We start from the raw sequence: 18,700 nt of genomic DNA on the forward strand, positions 1-18,700 counted from the left end.
CGCCCCGGGACCCTCGGGTTCCGGGGCGACGTCGCGTGAGCTAACCGTCCAGCCCCAGAGCGGCCAGCGCGCCGTCGACGGCCGCCGCCCGCAACCGGTCACGCGCTGCGTCCGGGAATTGCAGACAGCAGTCCTGCAGTCCGCCGAACGCGATGACGGCGCGCGTCGACTGCTCGAGCGTCGGCCTGCCGCCGAACACCAGTCGGGTGAGCCGCTCGCGCCAGGCGAGCAGGGAATCGATGAGGCCGAGATCGGCGAGGGTCGTCAACTCGGCAACCACCAGCACCAGGTCCGCCCGGTGCTTGTAGTGGAAGTCGAACCAGCCCTCGAGCAGTTCGCGGGGCGTGGCGCGGGACGCCCGCCGCCTGCGCTCCTGGGCCGCGACGAAGATCTCCCCCTCCTCCATCAGCGGTGTCAGGATGCTGCGGACGAGTTCGTCGCGGGACCCGAAGTGGTAGTACAGCGCGGGCTTGGTGATGCCGAGGCGGTCGGCGATGTCCTGCAGGCTGGTGCGCTGCACGCCCTTCTCGGTGAACAGTTCGCGTGCCACGGATTGAATGCGCTGCTTGGTGTCCGACGCCGGCTTGGCCACGGAGGCACCCTATCCGACTTAACGGTCGGTAAGCTGACCCGGAGTCACTTACCGACCGTTAAGTAAGGAGCGACATGGACGTACTGATCTCCGGCGCCAGCATCGCCGGCCCGGTCCTTGCCTACTGGCTCGCCGAGTACGGCGCCCGCGTCACGGTGGTGGAACGGGCCCCTGCGCTGCGTAAGACCGGCGGCCACGCCATCGACCTGTTCCGGCCCGCCATGGTGATCGCCGAGCGCATGGGCGTGCTGCCGCGCGTCGAGGCCCGCGCCACGGGCACCACCACCCTCACCGCCCACCGGCCGTGGACGTCCCGTCCGGTGCGGATGGACTACGTCAAGGTCGTCGGCGCCATGTCCGACCGGCACGTCGAGATCATGCGAGACGACCTCGGCGAGATCTTCTACGACGCGGGCGCCGACGGCGTCGACTACCGCTTCGGCGACCAGATCACCGAGATCGGCGACGACGGTGCGGTGACGTTCGCCGCCGGCGACACCCGCCGGTTCGACCTGATCGTCGGCGCCGACGGATTGCATTCCGGTGTCCGCAGGCTGGTCTTCGGCGAGGTCGTCGAGCGCTACCTCGGCAGCCACCTGGCGGTCGTCTCGGTGCCCAAGCACGTCGCCCACGACGGCGACCTCACCGGTTACTACGAACCGAACCGCGTGGCGATGGTCTATACCGCCGATCACCTCGACGATGCGCGGGCGGTCTTCCTGTTCCGGCCGAACACTCCACTGCACGTCCACCACCGCGACGTCGACGCTCAGAAGCGCGCACTCGCCGCGGCCTACGCCGGGGCGCCTTCGGAGGTCGGGCGCTGGCTCGCCGAGTTGAAGCACACGCCGGCCTTCTACTTCGACGCGATCACCCAGCTCGAGATGCCCAGCTGGTCGCGCGGTCGCGTCACGCTCGTCGGCGACGCGGGCTACTGCCCGGGACCCGCCGTCGGCGGGAGCACCAGCCTCGCGGTGTACGGCGCCTACGTGCTGGCGTGTGAAATCGCCCGTGCCGACGGTGATCCGGCGCGCGCCTTCGCCGCCTACGAGGCGCTCCTCAAGCCGTCGGTCCTCGGCAGCCGCGCGCTGGCACGCGTCAACGCGAAGGCCCTGCTCCCCGGGAGCCGGTGGGGCGTCGACGCCCTCGTCACCGCCGGACGCACCCTGTCGCTGCTGCCGCGGGCCGTCACCGGACCGCTGATCCGCCTCAACGACAAGGGCATTCGGCTGTACGACACCATGCCGCTGCCCGAGCCGGTGCTCACCCGGTGACACGACCCCGTCGAACGAGAAAGACGCCCGGGACGTCACCGTCCCGGGCGCCTGAATCGTCAGCGCTCGACTACGAGGTCAGCGACGCCGGCGGGGTGAAGCGCTCGCCGTACCGCTCGGCGAGCTGCTTCGCACGGGCCACGAAGGCCTCCTTGCCCACGCCGAGTTCGCCTTCGTAGCCGACGATGAACTGCGCGCTGCCACCGGTGTACGGCGGGAAGCCGATGCCCATGATGGAGCCGATGTTCGCGTCCGCGGTCGAGGTCAGCACGCCCTCGTCGAGGCACTTCTGCGTCTCGAGCGCCTCGGCGAACAGCATGCGGTCGATCATGTCCTGCAGCGGGATCTCGGTCGTGCCCGAAGAGAAGGTGTCGGCGAGTCCCTCCCACAGCCCGACGCGCTTGCCGTCGACGTACTCGTAGAAGCCCGCACCCTTGAGGCGCGACGGGCGGCCGATCTCGATCATCTTCTCGACCACCGACTCCGCGGGGTGCGGCTCGTAGGTGCCGCCCTCGTCCTCGACGCCCTTGCGCGAGGCGACCGCGATCTTGTGCATCAGCTCGAGGTTGAGTTCGTCGGACAGCTGCAGCGGCGGCGCCGGGTAGCCGGCCTGCGAACCCGCCTGCTCGATGCTGGCCGGGGCCACGCCCTCGCCCAGCATTGCCAGCGCCTCGTTGACGAAGGTGCCGATGACGCGGCTGGTGAAGAAGCCGCGGCTGTCGTTCACGACGATCGGCGTCTTGCCGATGGCCAAGGTGTAGTCGAACACCCGGGCCAGTGCCTCGTCGGAGGTCTTCTCGCCCTTGATGATCTCGACCAGCGGCATCTTGTCGACGGGTGAGAAGAAGTGGATGCCGATGAAGTCCTCCTGGCGCTTCACGCCGGTCGCGAGACCGGTGATCGGCAGCGTGGAGGTGTTGGAACCGAGCAGCGCGTTCGGCTCGACGATGTCCTCGATCTCCTGGAACACCTGGTGCTTGAGTTCCTGGCTCTCGAAGACGGCCTCGATGACGAAGTCGACGCCGGCGAAGTCGGCCGGGTCGGCGGTCGGGGTGATGCGGGCCAGCAGCGCGTCGGAGCGCTCCTGGGTGGTGCGCCCGCGCTCGAGGGCCTTCGCCTCGATCTTCTCCGAGTAGCCCTTGCCCTTCTGGGCGGCCTCGATGCTGACGTCCTTCAGCACGACGTCGAAGCCGGCCTTGGCCGACACGTAGGCGATGCCCGCGCCCATCATGCCCGCGCCCAGGACGCCGATCTTGCGGATCTCCTGCTTGGCGATGCCGTCCGGCCGCGAGCCGCCGGAGTTGATGTACTGCAGGTCCAGGAAGAACGCCTGGATCATGTTCTTGGCGACCTGGCCGGTGACCAGCTGGGTGAAGTACCGGCTCTCGATGCGGCTGGCGGTGTCGAAGTCGACCTGCGCGCCCTCGACGGCGGCGTCGAGGATCGCGCGCGGCGCCGGCATCGGCGCGCCCTTGAGCTGCTTGCGCAGCAGCGCCGGGAACGAGGGCAGGATCGCCGCCAGCGCCGGGTGCGACGGGGTGCCGCCGGGCATCTTGTAGCCCTTGGCGTCCCACGGCTGGGTGTGGCTGTCCGGGTTGGCCTTGATCCACGCCTTCGCGGCCGGGACGAGTTCCTCGACGCTGCCGACGAGTTCGTCGACCAGGCCGATCTCCTTGGCCTTGCCCGGCTTGAAGCGCGTGCCCTGGCTCAGGATCTCCATGAAGGCCTTCTGGATGCCGAACATGCGCACGGTGCGCGCCACGCCGCCGCCACCGGGCAGCAGACCGAGGGTGACCTCGGGCAGACCAATCTGCACGCCCTTGACGTCGGCGGCGATGCGGTGGTGGGTGGCCAGCGCGATCTCCAGGCCGCCGCCGAGGGCGGCGCCGTTGATGGCGGCGACGACGGGCTTGCCCAGCGTCTCCAGCTTGCGAAGGTCGGCCTTGATGCTCTCGACCTCTTCGAACGCCTCGGCGGCGTTGTCCGGGCCGACGTTGATCATGCCCTTGAGGTCACCACCGGCGAAGAAGGTCTTCTTCGCGCTGGTGATGACGACGCCAGTGACCGAATCCTGTTCGGCCAGCAGGCGTTCGACGGTGTCGTGCATCGACTGCTTGTAGTGCTCGTTCATCACGTTGGCCGACCCGGTCGGGTCGTCCAGCGTCAGCGTGACGATGCCGTCGGCGTCCTTGTCCCACTGAATGGTGTTCTCTGCCATGTTCGTTGCTGTCCTCTGGTCGGTGGGTCCGGCGCTCAGACGCGCTCGATGATGGTGGCCACGCCCATGCCGCCGCCGATGCACAGCGTGATCAGCGCACGCCGCGCGCCGCGGCGCTCGAGTTCGTCGACCATGGTGCCGGTGATCATGGCGCCGGTGGCGCCCAGCGGGTGACCCATGGCGATGGCGCCGCCGTTGACGTTGAGCTTCTCGTCGGGGATGTTCAGGTCCTTCTGGAACTTGAGGACCACCGAGGCGAACGCCTCGTTCAGCTCGAACAGGTCGATGTCCTCGGTCGACAGTCCGGCACGGTCGAGCACCTTGCGGGTGGCGGGCGTCGGGCCGGTGAGCATGATGACCGGGTCGGCGCCGCTGGTGGCGGTCGCGACGATGCGGGCACGCGGGGTCAGCCCGTTGGCCGCGCCGGCCTTCTCGGAGCCGACCAGCACCAGCGCCGCGCCGTCGACGATGCCGGAGCTGTTGCCGCCGGTGTGGACGTGATTGATCTTCTCCACCGAGTGGTACTTCTGCAGCGCGACGTCGTCGAAGCCGCCCATCGCGCCCACGCCGTCGAACGCGGTCCGCAGCTTGGCCAGGCCCTCGGGCGTGGTGTCGGGGCGCATGTGCTCGTCGTGGTCCAGGACGATGAGGCCGTTCTGGTCGCGGACCGGGATGACCGACTTCGCGAAGTAGCCGCCCGACCACGCCTCGGCGGCCCGCTGCTGGCTGCGCAGCGCGTAGGCGTCGACGTCCTCGCGGGAGAAGCCCTCGATGGTGGCGATCAGGTCGGCGCCGATGCCCTGCGGGACGAAGCCGATGCGGTAGTTGGTCTCGGGGTCGCTGGCCCAGGCGCCGCCGTCGGAGCCCATCGGCACGCGGCTCATGGACTCGACGCCGCCGGCGAGCACCAGGTCGTCCCAGCCGGAGCGGACCTTCTGCGCGGCGGTATTCACGGCCTCCAGGCCGGAGGCGCAGAAGCGGTTCAGCTGGAAGCCGCCGGTGGTCTCGGGCAGCTTGGCCACCAGCGCGGCGGTGCGGGCGATGTCGCCGCCCTGGTCGCCGACCGGCGAGACGACGCCGAGGATGACGTCGCTGATCTGGTTCTCGTCCAGGTCGGGGTAGCGCGACCGGATCTCGTCGATCAGTCCGACGACGAGGTTGACGGGCTTGATCTCGTGCAGCGCGCCGTTCTTCTGCTTGCCGCGCGGCGTGCGGATCGCCTCGTAGATGAAGGCTTCTTCGGACATGTCTGACTCTCCAGGTCCTAGTGGGGTCGTGGCTCCGCCCTGAGGAACACAGGGGCGAACCCGCGTGGAGGTGAGTCCTCGCGAGCGCGAGCCTAGCAGCCTCGCCCAACCCGTTGGTTGGGCAGTCGCCCGACCGGGCGTGACGTCCGCGACACGACGCAGCCCCAGCGTGACACTGGCGTCACGCCGGGGCTGCGGCGGGTCGGCCCGCGAGCCGAATGGAGCGATGCGTCAGGCGGATTCGACCGCGACCGAATCGGCGAGCGTCGGGTAGTCCACGTAACCGGCCGGGCCGGGCGCGTAGAACGTCGCGACGTCGGGGGTGTTGAGGTCGGCACCGAGCAGCAACCGGTCGATCAGGTCCGGGTTGGCCAGGAACGGACGGCCGACCGCCGCGGCGGTGATCGCACCCCACTCGGCGAGCGTCTCGAGCTGGCAGAAGTCGGTCTCGCGGTCACGACCGGTGTTCAGCACCAGCGTGCCGGACCACAGCGCACGCAGCGCGCCGAAGGTCCGCGTGCTCGGGTCGATCAGCACGTGCAGGTACGCGATGTTCAGCGGGGCGATGCGCTCGATCAGGGCCTCGTAGGCGCTGACGGTGTCCACCTCGTTCATGTCGCCGGCGACGCCCCCGGGGGAGATGCGCACGCCCACCCGGCCGGCGCCGATCTCGTCGGCCACCGCCTCGACGACCTCGGCGGTGAACCGGGCGCGGTTCTCCGGCGATCCGCCGTAGGCGTCGGTCCGCTGGTTCACCACGTCGGAGAGGAACTCGTGCAGCAGGTAGCCGTTGGCCGAGTGGATCTCGACGCCGTCCATCCCGGCGTCGACGGCGCGGCGGGCGGCCCGGCGGAACTGTTCGACGATGCCGCTGATTTCGTCGGTCTCCAGCGCGCGCGGCACGGGCAACGGCTTCTTGCCCGACGGGGTGTGGGTGAGCATGTCCGCGGCGATGGCCGACGGTGCGACGGTCTCGGTGCCGCTGATTTCGGGGTGGCCCATGCGTCCGACGTGCCACAGCTGCATGAACATCCGGCCACCGCCCTCGTGCACGGCCGCCGCGATCTCCGCCCACTTGGCCTGATGGCCGTCGGTGTAGTTGCCCGGGGTGTTCATGTAGGCGCCGTTCGCCTCCGCGGAGATCGCGGTCGCCTCGGTGATGATGAGCCCGGCGGCGGCACGCTGTGCGTAGTAGCGCACCGCGAGGTCGGACGGCGTGCCGTCGGACTGTGCGCGCGATCGGGTCAACGGCGCCATGAAGATTCGGTTGGTGACGGGGGTGTCACCGATCACGGCGGGACGCAGGAGCGCGGCGTCGGAGGCGAGCGTGAAGGTCATGCCGCCCACAGCACCGTTTCCCGCCGTTTCATTCCCCGGCCTCGCCGCGCGGCGGGGCGTCACGCGTGCAGCCGCAGCCCTCGACGATCTTGTCGACGGTCCTACGCTCACCGCTTCTTTGACGTGGCTTCCGAAGCATTGAGAATGCGCAGCGCGAATGCCGTTACGTGCGCCGCCTCTTTTTGATCGAATGCGACTACGCGCGCCGCCGAGCGGGTTACTAAGTCTGCCGCACTCAACCTTCTTGCCGATTTCTTAACCAAAGTCTCGAATTCTTCCTTGTCAAGGACCGGAAGGTCGAAAGCGTTTACGGACGGTACCAGCGCAGAATTCTCGCCATATCCGATCCCATGCAACCGCTCAAATTCCAGAGTGGCTGATCCAGTCAAGTCATCCTCTAGTTCCTCTGGCAACTCCGTCTCCGACGACAGGAGCGTCGAATCCTCGTCCATAACTCCTCCTTGTTTCCTAGTACGATTTGAATCTAATCGAGTAACGCGGCCCGTCGTCTCCACGCTAGTAACCGAACTGAGGCCCTTCCGTCGTCGCCATGTACCTTTTGATGTTCGCAATAAGCGCTATAAAGCACCAGGCCGCAGCGACGCCTATCAGCCATTCCGTCGCCAGAAGGATCATCCTTATGTCGCCTGGTATCGACGTGTTGCAACCGGGTGTCCCAGAACAACCACCTCTCGATGAGATCCAGCTGACTATTGCGAGCGTGGCAACGATCGACGCGACTGCTGCAAGTATCGCTCCAAGGCGCGCTGATATGGGGGCCGCTAGTTCGCCCGCTCCTGCATTGATGAGAGACGACATACCAAGCGCACCAGGAAGGGCGACGAGCAAAGCTGGGACTAAAGACGCTTGTGTCCCAATAAGACCTTCGACCATGAACGAAGCAGCAGTGATGGCTAACAAAACGGCTAAGAGCCGCACAAGTGCGCCAGCTAGCTGGCCGAGTGGCGTTTCATCGAAGACAACGCTCGCTGCTAGCCGACGCGGCCGGTTGCGCGCCGTCGACAAGTTTTGCGTATACAGATGTGCGAGGTTATCCATGTCCTTGACCCGATAATCGCAACGCGCGACCCCGCCGGCTGGTTTAAACTGCCGCAATTCCCAGTCTTTCATCGAGTGCGGGCTTTGCGTAACGCCGAGAAACGTCGCTAGAACCGTAAAGCTTCGAACGTAGTGGCGGGCGGGCCCGCGCATTCGCAGGTGATAACTCTGCGCCGCTAGAGCTAGCGGGATCTCAATCCGATAATTATATGGCGCCAATCCCAACGCACGCCTTGTACGTTCAAAGGCTCCGTGCCCTCGGTACCGTGATTGCCCGATGCTGGTGCGGTAAGTCACCTTGAAGAAGACTCGTTCCGACGTGCATGGAACAAGAAGCAACTGATGAAGCCTAAAAAAACTAAAAAGGGCAAAGAAGGTTCTGTCTCGCGCCAACCTTACTGACTTCTCGTACCCTGGCGCTGCCTTGACATCGTCCCTCCGGAATCTTCGAAGCGCATTGAATAGATTGGATGAGTCTTCCGACTTCATCTGAGCAACCTCGAGGTACGGTTCCACTTCGGGATCGGTGGGGTCGAGACCTACCTTTTCGATCGCGCGGGCCATAATGACTCGTATCACCGTAAGAGTGTCTATGCGCCCTAGAATTGAGTTCTGCACACCATCGGAAGCTTCGACCTCAAGCGTGTCAATTAACGCCCCCCGCAGGGGTTGGGCTATTGGGACGAAGTGCGCAACACCACCCGAAGACAGTTCCATCTTGGTCACGCGCTGCAGATAGCTACCTTTGTCGTCTAGCGACTCTGTGGCGCGCACAATGTATTGGGATGGCTGAGTGAGTAGCGCGATTAGACGCTCCTGGCCATCGTCCTTCAGATAATCTACAAGCCGGGAAGCCGAGCCTGCGCTTCGTCGCTCAACGTGAGGCACTCGAGCGGACTTCGTCGAAGGACGCCTCGTCACGCTCACAACTCAAATCCTCTGACGGACTTCATCAGATCGAGGGCATGCAAAGCCTCTGAGGTAAGCCGTATATCGTGTTCTACATTTCGGATATTGCGCCACGAACACTCCCCGATCTCTAGACGACTCATCCAATTTTGCGGCCTGGGCTCGGCGCAACTGGTCGTCGATACATCGGTGCGAAAGATGTGATCATAGTGAGGCTTGTCCGATTGCCGATATTGGCCAACTTCATGCAGATCGTGAGATATGTCGAGACCAGTCTCTTCGCGTACCTCACGAATTGCAGCGTCTCGCGGGTCCTTGCCTCGCCTATGGAAACCACCGGGAAGTGTCCACAATTTAGAGAAGCGATTGCGTACAAGTAGCACATGCCCGTGCTCGTTTTGCACGTATACCATCGACCCGGCCGTGTAGGTCGGTGTCTTGACCCGAATGAACGCTCGGACAACTCCACTGCGCGCCACTTTACGCCCTCCCCTGTCATCTCCCGTTAGAGTTGTAGATTACGGCTCGTCGCTCAAGCAACCGCGCCGTCCTGTCCAGGCGATGGTGACGGTTCGCCTGCGCCCGCAGTCCCGCCAGATCGTCCAGGGCTTCCGCGACTTCGTCGCCCAACTCCCCGAGACGCTGCAGGTCTTCGTCACGACCGGCGCCGAGGACGTACTCGTCCACGTCGCGGTCGCCTCCACCGAGGCGCTGCGGGACTTCGTGCTCGACGCGCTCACCACCCGGCGGGAGGTCGCCGGCGTCCGCACCGACGTCGTGTTCGACCACGTGCGCAACCACGTCCTGCCACCCGCCTAGGCTCGGTACGCATGACGGTCGAACGCCTCCGGCCCTACGCCGTGACGATCTTCGCCGAGATGTCCGCCCGCGCCGCGCGCATCGGCGCGGTGAACCTCGGGCAGGGCTTCCCCGACGAGGACGGACCCGCCGACATGCTGACGACCGCTCGGGAGGCGATCGCCGACGGCGTCAACCAGTACCCGCCGGGGCTCGGCATCGCACCGCTGCGCGAGGCGATCGCCCGGCAACGGCAGCGGCTCTACGGCGTCACCTACGACCCGGAGACCGAGATCCTGGTGACCGTCGGGGCGACGGAGGCCATCGCGGCGTCGGTGCTCGGGCTCGTCGAACCCGGTTCCGAGGTCATCCTCGTCGAGCCGTTCTACGACTCCTACTCCCCCGTGCTCGCCATGGCCGGGTGCCACCGCGTGCCCGTGCCGCTGGTTCCCGACGGCCGGGGTTTTGCCATCGACGTCGACGCGCTGCGCGCGGCCGTCACGCCCCGCACGCGGGCGCTGATCGTCAACACGCCGCACAACCCGACCGGCATGGTGGCCTCCGACGCGGAACTGGCGGCCATCGCCGAGATCGCCGTGGCGGCCGACCTCCTGGTGATCACCGACGAGGTGTACGAGGCCCTGACGTTCGACGGCCGGCACCACCTGCCGCTGGCGTCCTACCCCGGCATGGCCGAACGCACGATCACCATCTCCAGCGCCGCGAAGATGTTCAACGTCACCGGCTGGAAGATCGGCTGGGCGTGCGGCCCGCGCGACCTGATCAACGGGGTGCGCGCCGCCAAGCAGTACCTCAGCTACGTCGGCGGGGCGCCGTTCCAGCCCGCGGTGGCCCGCGCCCTGGACGACGAGGACGGCTGGGTGGCGACGCTGCGCGCCACGTTCCAGGCACGCCGCGACACCCTGGCCGCGGCGCTCACCGACATCGGCTTCGGCGTGCACGCGAGCGGCGGCACCTACTTCCTGTGCGCCGACCCGCGTCCCCTCGGCTACGCCGACAGCGCCACCTTCTGCGACGAACTCCCGGAGCGGGCAGGCGTGGCGGCCATCCCGATGTCGGCGTTCTGCGACCCGCACTCGGCATACCTCACCGAGTGGAATCATCTGGTGCGCTTCGCCTTCTGCAAGCGCGACGACACGATGGCCGAGGCCGTCCGCCGGCTCCAGGTGCTCAAGGCCTGACCGGGCCACCTGACAGGGGGCGGCGCCGCCTCACAACCCGGCGGCGACCTCCCACACCGGCTCCAGCGCCGCGAGCCCGGTGCGCACCAGCGGGCTCAGCACCACGTCGGTGGCGCCCGCATCGCGGTAGCGCCGCAGCTGCCGGCTCACGTCCGCGACCGTGCCGACGGCGGCGAGGTCGACCACGGAGTCGACGCCCTCGCGCGCGATGACCTTGGCATAGGACGGGATGCCCGCGTAGAACTCGAGCACCTCGGCGGCGGCGTCGCGACCCGCCGTCACGTCGTCGGTCACCAGCACCGGCACCGCGGCGACCACCTTCGGCACCGGGCGGCCGGCCGCCTCGGCGGCCGCGGTGATCGTGGGCACGATGAACTCGCTCAGCGTGCGCGGCCCGGCGAGGTAGGGCAGGGTGCCGTCGGCGAGTTCGCCGGTCACGCGCAGCGCCTGCGGACCCATGGCCGCCACGTACACCGGGATCGGACTGCCGCCCGCGACGGTCACGGGCCAGTCCGGACGCGCAGTCAGCTGGTCACCGGCGAAGTCCACCGCGCCGGTGTCCAGGATCGAACGCAGCACCGTGAGATGGTCGCGCAGCCGTCCGATGGTGTGCGCGTAGTCGGTGCCGAACGCCTTCGCCTCCGGCGCGTGGGCGCCGAGCCCCAGGCCGAGGCTGAAGTTCCCGTGCGTGGCGGCCTGGGCGGTCTGCGCCTGCGACGCCACGATGAGCGGGTGCCGGGGATTGATCGGCACGACGAAGGTGCCGACGCCGAGTCCGGGGACGGCGGCACCGACGTGACCGGCGAGGCCGATCGCGTCATGGTCGAACTGTTGGGCGATCCACACCTGGCGCACGCCGGCGTCGTAGGCGCGGCGCGCCTGGTCGATGCTGGCGTCGACGTGGTTGGCGGCATTGCGGTCGGGGTCGAGCACTACTCCTGTGGCCATGCGAGGCACAGCAGCGCGCGGGCGCCCGGCATTCCGTTCCGCTCGGCACGAGTCCTTCGTGGCCCTCAGCCGTGGTTGCGCGTCACCCGACAGCGCAGCCGGTCGACCGCCACGTCGAGCACCATCTTCGTCGCCCGGTTGAGCAGGAACCCCGGCACCGGTGCCGCGAGATCGATGATGATGTCGAACCGCACCCGCGTCTTGTCGCCCTCGCGCACCAAATTGTATTCGCCGTGTTGGCCGCGCTGCTGCAACGTCTCGGCGGCATCCCACACCACCCAGTCGTCACCCCAGTGGTACTCGAGCACCTCCCGGTCGGTGATGCCCATGATCCGCAGCGTCGCTTTGACGTGATGTGGGCGGCCGTCCGGATGCCGGTCGATCACCTCGACGGACCGGTGCAGCGTCGACCACGTCGGCACCTCGTCGACGTCGGCGAGCGCATCGAGGATCGCCTCCGGCGAGGCGTCGAAGAGCAGCTCCCTCGACGCTTTGACGGCCATGGCCGCAGTCTAGGGACGACCCGCCCGGCGCCGCAGGAGATCCACCATGGCTCCCGGTGGTCAGCCCTTCTTCTTCTCCAGCACGCGCTTGCGCAGACCCTTGGTGGCGGTGTCCATCAGCCCGTTGGCGCCCTTCTTGATCAGGAAGCCCGGCACCGGGACCACGGGATCGACGGTGAGGTCGAAACGCACCCGGGTGGCGTCGCCGTCCGGGGTCAGCGTGTAGCGACCCTCTTGTGCGCGTTGCGCTTTCGACTCCAGCAGCGTCCACCCGACGCCGTCGTCGTACACCGTGTACGCGAGCAGCTGCTCGTCGCTGATGCCGACGATCTTCACGGTCTGGCGGGACGTACTCGGACGTCCCTGCTCATCGCGTTCGAGGACCTCGACCTTCTGGTGCGCCGAGGACCACTCGGTGAGGGATTCGAGATCGACGAGCACGTCCATGATCTCGTCCGGGGTGGCTTCGATGGTGACTTCGCGGGATTCCTGCACGGCCATGGAGTGACTTTAGCCATCCGGTGCCCTGCCGAAACGACGAACTCAGGCCTTGCCCTTGCGCACCTTCAGCACCTGCTTGCGCAAACCGTCGGTGGCGGCTTCCAGCCCGCCCTTCATCGCGCGCTTCAGGACGAACCCGGGGATGGGCACCGACGGGTCGACGGTGATCTCGAACCGCACCCGGGTCTTGCCGCCCTCGTCGGTCAGCGTGTAGCTGGCGTCCTGCGTCTTGAGCTGGCTCGAGCTGACCAACGTCCAGCTCGCGGTGGTGTCGGTCCAGCTGTACCGGACCACCTGCTCGTCGGAGATCCCCATGGTCTTGAGCTTGATCCGCACCGTGCCGGGGCGGCCGTCGGGCGTCTCCTCGAGGATCTCGGCGCCCTGGTGCTGCGAGGACCAATCGGGTGCGGACCGTACGTCGGCGATGACGTCCATGACCTCTTCGGGCGTTGCTTCGATGACGACCTCACGCGAATCGCTGACTGCCATGCCAGCGACAGTAGCCAGGCCCGTCCCCCCGGTGGGGAATTTCGCCACTGCATCGGTCGTGCATCGTTCACCCACGAGTGGAAGCATCGCGGGCGTGAGCACCCAGAAGCCGCAAACGATCGCCTACCCCGCCCCGGGCGCGCGTCCGCACCGCCGCGACGACGCCGCGCTGGCACCGCACGTCATCGTGCTGTTCGGCGCCACCGGCGACCTGGCCAAGCGCAAGCTGATCCCCGGCATGGCCTACCTCGACCAATCCGAGCTGGCCCCCGACATCCAGGTGGTGGGCACCTCGCTGGAGGACCTCAGCACCGATGAGTTCCGCGCCCTGGCGAAGGAGGCGATCGACACCTACGGAACGCACAAGCTGACCGACGAGCAGTGGGCCGACTTCGCCAAGATCCTCACCTACGTGCCGCAGGGCGCCGGTCCGGAGGCGCTGGCGGCGGCCGTTGCCGAGGCGGAGACCACCCTCGCCGGCGACGCGGGCGCCGAGGTGCAGCGGTTGCACTACCTCTCGGTGCCACCCAAGGCGGCGCGGGCGGTGATCACGATGTTGCGCGACGCCGATCTCGTCGACCGGTCGCGGGTGGTGATGGAGAAGCCCTTCGGCACCGATCTCGCGAGTGCGGTCGAACTCAACGACTTCGTCCACGAGACGTTCCGGGAACGCCAGATCTTCCGCATCGACCACTTCCTGGGTAAGGAGGCGGCGCAGAACATCCTCGCGTTCCGCTTCGCCAACGGGCTGTTCGAGCCCATCTGGAACCGGAACTTCATCGACCACATCCAGATCGACATCCCCGAGCAGCTCGGGCTCGACCAGCGCGCCGGCTTCTACGAGAGCACCGGCGCCTACAAGGACATGGTGGTGACGCACCTGTTCCAGGTGATGGCGTTCGTCGTCATGGAGCCGCCCACGGCGCTGGAACCCCGGGCGATCAGCGAGGAGAAGAACAAGGTCTTCCGCTCGATGCTGCCCATCCGGTGCTCGGACGTGGTGCGCGGCCAGTTCGCCGGCTATCGCGAACTCGACGGCGTCGCATGCGATTCCGACACCGAGACGTTCATCGCGTTGAAGGTCGGCATCGACAACTGGCGGTGGGCGGGTGTGCCGATCTACCTGCGGACCGGCAAGCAGCTGGCCGAGGGCATGCGGATCATCTCGATCGCCTTCAAGGAGGCGCCGCGCACGATGTTCCCGACCGGCTCGGGCGTCGGCGCGCAGGGCCCCGACCACCTGACGTTCGACCTGGCCGACGCGTCGAAGGTGTCGCTGTCGTTCTACGGCAAGCGTCCGGGCCCGGGGATGAAGCTCGACAAGATGTCGATGCAGTTCTCCACCCAGGAGACCGAACAGGTCGCCGACGTGCTCGAGGCCTACGAGCGCCTGATCCTCGACGCCATGCGGGGCGACCACACGCTGTTCACCACCGCCGAGGGCATCGAATCGCTGTGGGAGCGCAGCACTACGCTGCTGGAGGATCCGCCCCCGGCCAAGCTGTACCAGCCGGGAACGTGGGGCCCGAACTCGATCCATCAGCTGATCGCCCCCAACGCGTGGCGGCTGCCCTTCGAGCGGGCGTGGCGCGAGAAGAAGTGAGCCTGGCGCGGAGTGGTCAGCGGCCCGGCGGCACCAGCATCGACTGCCACGTCTTCGTCGTCGGGTTGGCGAGATCGGCCTGGGTGTAGCGCTTTCCGTCCGGACCGACGTAGTCACCGGTGGCCGGGTCGTAGGGAACCAGCGCCACCGGCGGCGGCGCCTCGGGCAGCGCGGCGCCCGGCGGCGGCGCGTCGGGCGCGGGCGCGAGCGGCGGCGCGGGCCAGGCCGCGGCCTCCGGTCCGGTGACCCCGGGTGGGTACTGCGGCACGGCCTGACCGGACAGCGTCGCGTTCGGGTCGCCCTTCCAGTTGAAGCCGTCGTTGAGCGGCACGTACTGCTCGTCGCTCTCGCAGAGTTCGACCGTCGGCGCCCGCTTGGCGGGGTTGCCCTCGCACGGGATGTTGCGCACGCCACGGACGTTGAGCGTCGAGTCCTGCGGGACACGGCAGTACAGCTCGCCGGCGGGACGCTCGGGGGCATCCTCGTCGGACGGCGAACGCTGCTGTCGGACCGGCAGGAAGCCGGTGTTGCACGGCGGCGGCAGGTTGAGGTTCAGGTTGAAGTCGAGGTAGATGCCCCGGTAGTCCTGCTTGGTGTTCGCGTTGGGCAGCGCGATCGCGGACATCACCGCGGTGCCCTGTGGGAAGAGCACCAGCAGCTGCTCGATGTCGGAGCGGTAGGTGATGGCGATCTGGCCGAGGCTCACCATGTTGGCGAGGAGCACGGGCAGCGACGGCCCGACGCGGTCGAACAGCGCCCGACCCTCGTCGAGCGCGGGCCCGCTCTTCTCCAGGAGACCGGCCAACGCCGGATCGTTGGCCTTCAGCTGACCGGTGATGGCGGCGAGCCGGTGGGCCCAGGTCTCGATCGAATCGGTCGTGCGCACCTGCGAGTCCAGCACGGCGGGCGACTGGTCGATCAGCGTGGTGAGCGGCTCGACGGTCTTGCCGCCCTCGATCGCCAGCGCGGTGGAGCCGTCGACGATGCGCGCGAGTTCCGGACCGAGCCCGGCGACGGCGGTCGAGGCTTCGTCGACGACGGTCTTCAGGTCGTCGCGCGGGATCGCCTGCACCGCGGTGTTGGTGGCGTCCAGGAGCGTCCCGATGTCAGGCGGCACCCGGACGTCGGTGGCGGCGATGACGGCGCCGTCGGCGAGCAGCGGCCCGTCGGTGCTGCTGCCCGCGGCCGGGGTCAGTTCCAGGAACTGCTCCCCGACGGCCGAGCGGCTGTGCACCGCGGCGGTGACGTCGGCGGGAATCTCGGTGTCGGAGTTCAGCTTCAAATCCGCGGTGACGCCGGTCCGGGTGACGTCGACTTTCGTGACGCGACCGATCTCGCTGCCCCGGTAGGTCACCACGGACGTCGGGTAGAGGCCGCCGGTCGTCGGGAGTTCCACGGTCACGTGATACCGCCCGATGCCGAGCAGTGCCGGCACGTTGATGAAGCCGAAGGCCATGACGCCACAGGCGATCACGGTGACCGCCGACAGGATGGCCAGCTGGGTCCAGGTGGCACGGGACAGGCGCAGCACGTCAGTACCCGCCCCAGTGGTACGGGGCGATCAGCGGGTTGCCCGCGGTGTACGGGCTCGGCATCTGGCCGATGGTGCGGCCCCACTGCATCTCGAGTTCGGTGAGGTTGCCCTCCCACCGCGTGCCGGTGAACAGGCTGCTGTCCAGGCGACTCAACGTCAGGTCGACGACGAGCGAGATGTTCGCGAAGTCACCGCGAAACCAGTTGGCCAGCGTGCTCTTGACCCAGGGGTAGGTCGACAGGAAGTCGAGGCCCTTGGTGAGCGCCGTTCCGGCGTCGGCGAGTTCGCGGAACACCGGGGCGATGTTGCGCAGGTTGGCGATCAGCGACTCCTTGGTCTGCTGAACGGTCGACGTCGCGATCGCCCCGAACTTGCCGAGGGCGTCCACGGCGTCGGCGATCTTCGTGCGCTGCTCGGCGAGCACGGCGAGCGCCTGCGGGATGGTGGTCAGGGCCCTGTCCACCACGTCGTCCCGCGCCGCCACCTGCCCGGCCAGAGCGTTGAGTTTGTCCGTGGCCGTGATGATGTCGTCGGTCTGGCCGTTGAGCTGACCGATGAACAGGTCCAGCTGTTCGAGCAGGCTGCGCAGGTCGGCCTCCCGCCCCGCCATCGCCGTGGCGAAGGTCTGGTTGATCTCCTGCAGTTGCGCCAGGCCGCCGCCGTTGAGCAGGATCGACACCGACGCCAGGGTCTGCTCGGTGGTCGGATAGGTGCCGGCCGAGGACAGCGGGATCACCGAACCGTCGTGGAGTTCGCCCTCGGGCGGAACGTCGGTGGGCGGGGCCAGTTCGATGTGCATCGACCCGAGCAGGCTGGTCTGCCCGACCTTGGCGGTGGCGTTGGCCGGCAGGTGGACGTCGCCGTCGATGCGCATCGTGACCAGCGCGTGCCAGTCCTGGACCTCGATCTTGGTGACGTTGCCGACGTTGACGTCGGCGACCCGCACCCGGGTGTTCTGTTGGATCACCACGACGTCGGGGAGTTGCGCCTGGATGGTGTAGGAGCCGTCGCCGTCGCCCGCCGTGCCGGGGAGGGACAGGCTGTTGAGGCCGCGCCAGTCCGCGCATCCGGTGAGCGTCACGAGGCTGGCGGCCGCGAGCACGCCCGCGAGCAGTCGCCTCACGGCGTACCACCCGGAACCATCAGTCCCGGCAACCCCTGGCTGGGATCGGTGGGGGTTGCCGGCAGCGGCGCCTCGGCAGCCAACGGACCGGCCGGGTCGACCGGCAGCGGCGCGGGGATGGGGGCCGCCGCAGGCGGCGAGAGGTTGGGATTCAGCCGGTCCTCGCTGTAGGTGAGTTCATTCGGCCGCGCCGACGCGCCGACGAAGGGGTTCACCCCCAGCGGTGGAAAGTTGTACTGCCGGTTTTTGATGATCGGCGCCAGGTACTGCACGCACAACTTCGCCGACTGTTCGTACCCGCGCCGCGACGCGGCTTGGATGGCGCTGCAGATGAATTGCACGGTGTCGGCGAAGTTGACCGGCGCGAGGATGCCGGTGACCGCACTCTGCGCGGGCTGGTAGATGTTCATGAAGTTCTGGAACACCGTGGGCGTGATGTGCAGGACCTGCTTGACGTCGCCGCGGCTGTCGTTCAACGCCGTCGTGATGGCGGTGAGTCGGTCGAAGGCCGTGCCGAGACCCTCGCGATTCTCGGCGACGAAGCCGCGCAGGTCGCCGACGGCGGCGTCGAGTCCCCGGGCGGCGTCGGCCACTTCGTCGGGCGTGTTCGACAGCACGGTGGTGATGTCGGCGAGGTTGGTGTTGAACGCAGCGAGCAGGTCACTGCTCGAGGACAGCGCCGACACCAGCAGCTGCAGGTTGCGCACGGTGCTGAAGATGTCGGTGCTGTGGTCACCGAGCGCCGAGACCGCCTTTGAGAGCGCGACGATGGTGTCCCGAGCCGTCGCACCCTGCCCGCGCAGGTTGGCTGCGGCGGTGCTGACGAATGCGCCGACGGAGCTGGTGCCGCCGGGCGTCGTCGGTTGCAGTGCCGCCGTGAGTTTCTCGAGCTGTGCGCGGAAGTCGTCCCATTCGACGGGGACCGCGGTGCGTTCGTTCGGGATGGCGGCGCCCGGCGCGAGCGTGGGACCGCCCGAGTAGGCAGGGACGAGCTGGATGGCACGCGCGCTGACGAGCGACGGGGACAGCACGGCGGCCTTCACGTCGGCGGGCACCGGGTACTGGGCCTCGACGGAGAAGGTCACCTTGCTCGCGTCGGGGCCGGGCTCGATCCGATCGACAGTGCCGACCGGGACTCCGAGGATGCGCACCTCGTCGCCGGTGTACAGGCCGTTGGTGTTCGCGAAGTACGCCACGTAGGTGGTGGTGGCGACGTGCCTCCACCAGGGCGTGGCGACGACCGTGACTGCCACGCCGAGGATGAACACCAGCGCCGAGGCCAGCACGATCCGCGCGGTGCGCACCGTCGGTCGCTGCCGACCGGACCTGGGGAGCCGACCGAATCTACGAAGGAAAGGCATC

General features: G+C 67.8%; 18 protein-coding genes. 4 read left to right on the top strand and 14 right to left on the bottom strand.

What is annotated here, in order from left to right; all coding sequences use genetic code 11:
* Positions 1-40: 40 nt before the first annotated feature.
* The gene (locus FZ046_RS01730) at positions 41-592 is read right to left on the bottom strand and encodes a TetR/AcrR family transcriptional regulator (RefSeq protein ID WP_070354769.1); all 552 of its coding nucleotides are present in this window, start codon (positions 590-592) and stop codon (positions 41-43) included.
* Between the two features lie 74 nt (positions 593-666).
* On the opposite strand from FZ046_RS01730, the gene FZ046_RS01735 reads away from it, so the two are divergent.
* A complete protein-coding gene (locus FZ046_RS01735) occupies positions 667-1,866 on the top strand; it encodes an FAD-dependent monooxygenase (protein WP_070354770.1) in 1,200 nt (399 codons plus the stop codon).
* Between the two features lie 70 nt (positions 1,867-1,936).
* Here FZ046_RS01735 and FZ046_RS01740 read toward each other — a convergent pair whose 3' ends face one another.
* From FZ046_RS01740 to FZ046_RS28265, 6 genes are all read right to left on the bottom strand, one after another.
* Positions 1,937-4,084, bottom strand: a complete 2,148-nt coding sequence (locus tag FZ046_RS01740; protein WP_070354771.1) for a 3-hydroxyacyl-CoA dehydrogenase NAD-binding domain-containing protein — start codon at positions 4,082-4,084, stop codon at positions 1,937-1,939.
* Between the two features lie 35 nt (positions 4,085-4,119).
* A complete protein-coding gene (locus FZ046_RS01745) occupies positions 4,120-5,331 on the bottom strand; it encodes an acetyl-CoA C-acetyltransferase (RefSeq protein WP_070354772.1) in 1,212 nt (403 codons plus the stop codon).
* Positions 5,332-5,562: 231 nt separating this feature from the next.
* The gene (locus FZ046_RS01750) at positions 5,563-6,669 is read right to left on the bottom strand and encodes an alkene reductase (protein WP_070354787.1); all 1,107 of its coding nucleotides are present in this window, start codon (positions 6,667-6,669) and stop codon (positions 5,563-5,565) included.
* 107 nt (positions 6,670-6,776) lie between these two features.
* Positions 6,777-7,121 (bottom strand): hypothetical protein, encoded by a 345-nt coding sequence (locus FZ046_RS01755; RefSeq protein WP_125939806.1) that lies wholly within the window; start codon positions 7,119-7,121, stop codon positions 6,777-6,779.
* A gap of 64 nt (positions 7,122-7,185) precedes the next feature.
* Positions 7,186-8,454, bottom strand: coding sequence for a hypothetical protein (locus FZ046_RS01760; RefSeq protein ID WP_125939807.1), 1,269 nt, complete (start codon positions 8,452-8,454; stop codon positions 7,186-7,188).
* 197 nt (positions 8,455-8,651) lie between these two features.
* Positions 8,652-9,050: an NUDIX domain-containing protein gene (locus tag FZ046_RS28265; protein ID WP_083298425.1), complete on the bottom strand. Its 399-nt coding sequence runs from the start codon at positions 9,048-9,050 to the stop codon at positions 8,652-8,654.
* Between the two features lie 148 nt (positions 9,051-9,198).
* Between FZ046_RS28265 and FZ046_RS01770 the strand changes: the two genes are divergently transcribed.
* Positions 9,199-9,456 carry an Lrp/AsnC family transcriptional regulator gene (locus FZ046_RS01770; RefSeq protein ID WP_246182882.1) on the top strand — a complete coding sequence of 86 codons (258 nt, stop codon included), beginning with the start codon at positions 9,199-9,201 and terminating at the stop codon, positions 9,454-9,456.
* An 11-nt stretch (positions 9,457-9,467) separates the two neighbouring features.
* Positions 9,468-10,637, top strand: coding sequence for a pyridoxal phosphate-dependent aminotransferase (locus tag FZ046_RS01775; protein ID WP_070354774.1), 1,170 nt, complete (start codon positions 9,468-9,470; stop codon positions 10,635-10,637).
* A gap of 30 nt (positions 10,638-10,667) precedes the next feature.
* Here the strand turns inward: FZ046_RS01775 and FZ046_RS01780 are convergent, their stop codons facing one another.
* From FZ046_RS01780 to FZ046_RS01795, 4 genes are all read right to left on the bottom strand, one after another.
* Positions 10,668-11,585: a TIGR03564 family F420-dependent LLM class oxidoreductase gene (locus tag FZ046_RS01780; RefSeq protein WP_070354775.1), complete on the bottom strand. Its 918-nt coding sequence runs from the start codon at positions 11,583-11,585 to the stop codon at positions 10,668-10,670.
* 65 nt (positions 11,586-11,650) lie between these two features.
* A complete protein-coding gene (locus FZ046_RS01785; protein ID WP_070354776.1) occupies positions 11,651-12,088 on the bottom strand; it encodes an SRPBCC family protein in 438 nt (145 codons plus the stop codon).
* Positions 12,089-12,148: 60 nt separating this feature from the next.
* Positions 12,149-12,589 carry an SRPBCC family protein gene (locus FZ046_RS01790; protein ID WP_070354777.1) on the bottom strand — a complete coding sequence of 147 codons (441 nt, stop codon included), beginning with the start codon at positions 12,587-12,589 and terminating at the stop codon, positions 12,149-12,151.
* 42 nt (positions 12,590-12,631) lie between these two features.
* Complete coding sequence (locus FZ046_RS01795; protein ID WP_070354778.1) at positions 12,632-13,078, bottom strand: SRPBCC family protein; 447 nt, start codon at positions 13,076-13,078, stop codon at positions 12,632-12,634.
* A gap of 94 nt (positions 13,079-13,172) precedes the next feature.
* Between FZ046_RS01795 and zwf the strand changes: the two genes are divergently transcribed.
* The gene (gene zwf / locus FZ046_RS01800) at positions 13,173-14,681 is read left to right on the top strand and encodes a glucose-6-phosphate dehydrogenase (protein WP_070354779.1); all 1,509 of its coding nucleotides are present in this window, start codon (positions 13,173-13,175) and stop codon (positions 14,679-14,681) included.
* A gap of 16 nt (positions 14,682-14,697) precedes the next feature.
* On the opposite strand, the gene FZ046_RS01805 is transcribed toward zwf, so the two are convergent.
* From FZ046_RS01805 to FZ046_RS01815, 3 genes are read right to left on the bottom strand one after another with little or no spacing between them, the layout of a single operon-like run.
* Positions 14,698-16,212 (bottom strand): MCE family protein, encoded by a 1,515-nt coding sequence (locus tag FZ046_RS01805; RefSeq protein WP_149484174.1) that lies wholly within the window; start codon positions 16,210-16,212, stop codon positions 14,698-14,700.
* Between the two features lies 1 nt (position 16,213).
* A complete protein-coding gene (locus FZ046_RS01810) occupies positions 16,214-17,338 on the bottom strand; it encodes an MCE family protein (RefSeq protein WP_070355094.1) in 1,125 nt (374 codons plus the stop codon).
* Entirely contained in the window at positions 17,335-18,699 is a 1,365-nt protein-coding gene (locus FZ046_RS01815; RefSeq protein ID WP_083298457.1) for an MCE family protein, read from the bottom strand. Before FZ046_RS01815 ends, FZ046_RS01810 begins: the two co-directional genes overlap by 4 nt.
* Position 18,700 lies beyond the last annotated feature (1 nt).

The organism is Mycolicibacterium grossiae (genome assembly GCF_008329645.1).
In the GTDB taxonomy this organism is placed as follows: Bacteria; Actinomycetota; Actinomycetes; order Mycobacteriales; family Mycobacteriaceae; genus Mycobacterium; species Mycobacterium grossiae.